Origin of the sequence: Actinotalea sp. C106, from assembly GCF_023630195.1 — a bacterium.
Lineage (GTDB): Bacteria > Actinomycetota > Actinomycetes > Actinomycetales > Cellulomonadaceae > Actinotalea.
Window position 1 is genome coordinate 1 of record NZ_JALPKN010000260.1, and the last position, 4,386, is coordinate 4,386.

At 68.8% G+C, this 4,386-nt stretch carries 4 protein-coding genes and 1 pseudogene; 1 reads left to right on the forward strand and 4 read right to left on the reverse strand.

What is annotated here, in order from left to right:
• Positions 1 to 65: 65 nt before the first annotated feature.
• Positions 66 to 341, reverse strand: a pseudogene (locus L0B03_RS14385) (transposase); the annotation flags it as partial.
• 273 nt (positions 342 to 614) lie between these two features.
• Between L0B03_RS14385 and L0B03_RS14390 the strand changes: the two are divergent.
• The gene (locus L0B03_RS14390; RefSeq protein ID WP_250446976.1) at positions 615 to 1,298 is read left to right on the forward strand and encodes a hypothetical protein; all 684 of its coding nucleotides are present in this window, start codon (positions 615 to 617) and stop codon (positions 1,296 to 1,298) included.
• A gap of 629 nt (positions 1,299 to 1,927) precedes the next feature.
• Here the strand turns inward: L0B03_RS14390 and L0B03_RS14395 are convergent.
• From L0B03_RS14395 to L0B03_RS14405, 3 genes are all read right to left on the reverse strand, one after another.
• Positions 1,928 to 2,938 carry a siderophore-interacting protein gene (locus tag L0B03_RS14395; protein WP_250446977.1) on the reverse strand — a complete coding sequence of 337 codons (1,011 nt, stop codon included), beginning with the start codon at positions 2,936 to 2,938 and terminating at the stop codon, positions 1,928 to 1,930.
• Positions 2,939 to 3,058: 120 nt separating this feature from the next.
• Positions 3,059 to 3,991: a phosphoribosylaminoimidazolesuccinocarboxamide synthase gene (locus L0B03_RS14400; protein WP_250446979.1), complete on the reverse strand. Its 933-nt coding sequence runs from the start codon at positions 3,989 to 3,991 to the stop codon at positions 3,059 to 3,061.
• Between the two features lie 182 nt (positions 3,992 to 4,173).
• A partial coding sequence (locus tag L0B03_RS14405) for a phosphoribosylglycinamide synthetase C domain-containing protein (RefSeq protein ID WP_284501853.1) occupies positions 4,174 to 4,386 on the reverse strand: 213 nt, incomplete at its 5' end.

The window sequence follows — 4,386 nt, forward strand, 5'->3', positions numbered from 1 at the left end:
CACGCGATCGGGCAGCGAAGAAACGAGCCAGCCCCGCCGAGCCAGGTTCAGTCTGGTACTGACCCGAAGAAACTCGCCGCGCGCTTCAAGATCTCGTTGGCCCGGCGAAGCTCGCGGTTCTCCTGCTCCAGCTCGCGCAGCCGCGCGCTCTCACTCGAGGTCACCCCCGGTGCGTGACCGTCGTCGATGTCGGCCTGGCGCACCCACAGACGGACCGACTCCGTCCCGTAGTCGGTGCCCAGCTCGGCCCGCAACGTCCGGACCATCCGCACCGCCGCGACCTTCTCCTCCTCCGAATACCGACGCGTAGTCGACCTCCCCTTCGACACCTCTCGTGGCATGACTCCATCTTCGTTTCCAAGGTCAGGAACCTCCAACATCCCCAGGACGACTCACCTGCGAGGTTCGAACGCGATAGCCGTGGACGGAGGTGAGAGGCTGCGGCACTGGTCGACCGCACCGTCTCCCCAATTGCGCGGCAGGACCCAGCAGTCACCCGTTCAGCCGCTGTCGCCCACTCGTTGGCCATGGCACCCTTCAACCGAAGTCACCAGCAACCGCGATTGACTACCAGCGGTGCGGTTTATGACCGCGCCGATCAGAGGGGGAACCGAATGAAGAAGAGAAACTTTCGAGGAGTATTCGTGCTAGCGGTTGCAGCATCGCTCGCACTGGGCTCAACTAGCGCGAGTTACGCAGAAACACTCGATCAGGAAGACGACGAAGCCTCGACCCTCGAGTCAGGGCTTACTCCGGCAGAGGCGTATGAGCAGTCCGTACAGGTGCTTCGCGACAGCCAGCTTGAACTCAACGAGTCCCGCATTGAGAGCGACCTCGAAATTCCCATACTTGCATCTCCAGGAATGGTCGCGGCCGCCGGGAACGTCGCGTTTCCGAAGTACTTCTCCGCAAAAGGCCTGGAGGGAGTTGCGTGCGTTACTGTAATTGCAGACGTATTCTCTTGCAGGACCGCACGGAACCATGCTCAGTCCGCCCTGAACTTGGCCGCCGCTCGGTACCCGAAGTCGGTCCACAACGGCAAGGGTGACGCCTTTCGTCACTGCTACTGGAATGGCCTTATGACCGTTAGCCTCGGTGCGTCAACCGCGAAGCGGATCGCTAGCAACCATGAGGCAGTGAGCACTAATCCGACCAAGGAGAAGAACATGGATTTGTACAACAACGGCCGCGGGCGGTGGGTCGGAAAGACCTACAAGACGACTTTTGCGGCCGATACTCGGTGTACCGAACTCCTGGGTCGGAGCATCGGCCTTGGCGGGTTGCAGACCTCCCTCTAGGAGCGCCCGGTGGCTGAGCCTATCTAGCCCGATGCTCCAGCGAAGGGCCAGGTAGGCTCAGTCCATGAACCCAGCGAGCGAGTCACCGTCACCACCGAGAGCCCTCGGCCTCTCGGCAGGCCTCCTGGTGGCTGCTGTAGTCGTATGCGTCCTCGCCCTCTCTATGCGACTCACTGGTGGCCTCGAGGTCGCAGATCAGATGACGCCCAGCAGCCTCTATGAACAAGGTCGTCTCACCGGCGCGCGAAGTGCGGTCCTCCTAGCGGTCTCGATCTACCTCGGATCGCTGGGCGCCCGGGGCTTCCTCGGAGCGTCGCCCACCTGGATGGTGCTCCGCGGACTGGGGCTCAGTATCTCGATGGCGACAGTAGGCGCGCTGCTGGGCCTATGGGTCTTGGCAGGAATCGGTGCTCTGCTCAGCGTCGTGCTGTATATCTATCGGGTTCTAGCCGTGAGGTCGCAGCGCGGCTGAAGACACGAGGTGGCGCCGGGCATAGCCCTCACCGGCGGCGCGCAACGCCACGGTCGAACCCCAGTTTCGAGAGGAGCAACTGGGGCGCGGGCAAAGTCGGCGCGGGCCAGCAGCCGAGCTCCGCCACAATGGTCGGCCCTGTCGGTGCGCGAGGCCCTCAGCTCTCCGCGCGGCCCTCGCGCCAGTAGCCCATGAACGCGACCGCACGGCGGTCGATACCCAGGTCGCGCACCAGGTAGCGGCGGATCCCCTTGACCACGGCGGCCTCGCCGGCGATCCAGGTGTAGACGCCGTCAGGGGCCGAGGTCGCGCGGGTGGTGTCCCAGAGGATGCCGTTGTCCACGTCGACGTCCTCGGGCTCGACCCCGGCGTGCCGGGCCCGGGCCAGGCGGGCCGCGGTGGTCTGGACGGCCTCGGTCATGAGGCTGCCGTGCGGGGCGACGCCCTCGCTGGTGCGGCGGGGCAGCCAGCGGAGCTCGACACCCTCGGGCAGGTGCACGTCGAGCTCGTCGTGCTCGGTGGGGACCTCGACGTAGGCGTGGGCTCGGGTGCCGGCGGGGAGCCGCTCGAGGATCGAGCAGATCGCGGGGGCGGCGGTCTCGTCACCGCCGAGCAGGATGCACGTCGCGTCGGCCGGCGGGCGGAACTCGATGCCGGCGCTCGGGCCCTCGTGCAGGGCGTTCGGGCCGATGAGCACCAGGGAGTCCCCCGGGCGGGCCGCGGCGCACCACTTCACGGCGGGGCCGACCTGGGCCTTGCAGGCGCAGCCGATGAGCTGAGCGAGGCCGCAGCCCCGCGTGGTGACCGCACCCGGGTCCACCCCGTGCAGCACGACGTCGACGTCGACCTCGCGCTCGAGGGGACGCACCGCGCGCACGGTGTAGGTGCGGAGCGGGTTGCGCTGGTCGTCGGGGAGCTCGCGCCAGGCCGCGTACCAGTCGGCGCCGGTGAAGGACGCGACGTCGACCTGGTCGCCGCAGGCGTTGGGGAGCACCAGCTTGATCCGCTGGTCCAGGCCCTCGGTGCCGAACTCGTCGAGGTCCGGGCCGGTGAAGGTCATCCGCAGGAAGCTGGGGCTCAGGCGGCGCGTGCGCGCGACCTGGACCTGGAACCCTCGGGACGCCGGCTGGACCCTGCGCTGCGGGTCGGTGGCGGCGACGACGGACATACGGCTCCTCAGGACGGCACATGCTCTGGCCGTGCCAGTAGAGCATAGGCAAACCTAAGGAAGGTAGCCCTCATCTCATCGAGGGCCGGTGACCTGAGTCACACAGACGCTCAGGTGAGGTCAGGGCAGGACGAGGTCCGCGCCGGTCAGGCGGCGGTATGCGTCGAGGTACCGGTCGCGGGTCCGCTCGACGACCTCCGCGGGCAGCGGGGGCGGCGCGGTGTCCGAGGCGCGGTCCCAGCCCGAGGCCGACGAGGTCAGCCAGTCACGGACGAACTGCTTGTCGAAGCTCGGCTGGGCCCGCCCGGGCTCCCACCCGTCCGCGGGCCAGAACCGCGAGGAGTCCGGGGTCAGCACCTCGTCACCGAGCACCACGGTCCCGGCGTCGGGCCCCTGGGGCGCCCGACCGAACTCGAGCTTGGTGTCGGCCAGGATCACGCCCCGCTCGCGCGCCACGGCCTCGGCCCGGCCGTACACGGCGAGGGTCAGCGTGCGCAGCTCCTCGGCCTCGGCCCAGCCCAGCTGCGCCGCGACCACGTCGATGCTGACGTTCTCGTCGTGCTCACCGACCTCGGCCTTGGTTGCGGGGGTGAAGATCGGTTCGGGCAGCCGTGAGCCGTCGACCAGGCCGGCCGGCAGCGGGATGCCCGTGACCTCGCCCGTCGCGCGGTACTCGACGAGCCCCGATCCGGTGAGGTAGCCACGGGCCACGCACTCGACCGGGAACATCGTGAGCCGGCGGCAGACCATGGCGCGGCCCGCGACCTCGGCCGGCACGCCGTCGGGGGCGACCTCGGCCGTCACCACGTGGTTGGGGACCAGGTCCGCGAGCTGGCCGAACCACCACAGGCTCAGCTGGGTGAGCACCACGCCCTTGCCGGGCACGGGGGTCGTGAGCACGTGGTCGTAGGCGCTGATCCGGTCGCTCGCGACCACCAGGACGACGTCCCCGTGGGCCAGGGCCGCGGGGCCGCCGGGCTCGGGGACGTACAGGTCGCGGACCTTGCCCGAGTAGGTGTGCAGCCAACCAGCCAGCTCAGGTGCCGTCGTCATGCGCGCCAGTCTCCCACCGCCGCCAGCCTCCCCCGCCACCGTGTCACCCCCTGAAGCGCCACCCTCGTGTCAGAACGTGGGATACCCCGAGGTATCCCCGCTTCTGACACGAGATGGGTGGGGGCTCGTGTCAGAGCGTGGGGATGCCCTGGGTATCCCAGCTTCTGACACGAGATGGGGGGTTACGGCGTGGGCATGTGGGTGGCGATGTCGGTGCGGTGGTGCGAGCCGCGCAGGGAGATCTGCTCGATCCCCGTGTAGGCGGACTCGCGGGCGGCGGCGAGGTCGGGGCCGGTGCCGACCACGGAGAGCACACGGCCCCCGGCCGAGACGAGTGGCCCGTCCTCGGCCTGGGCGGTCCCGGCGTGCAGCACGTGCACGCCCGGCAGGGCCTC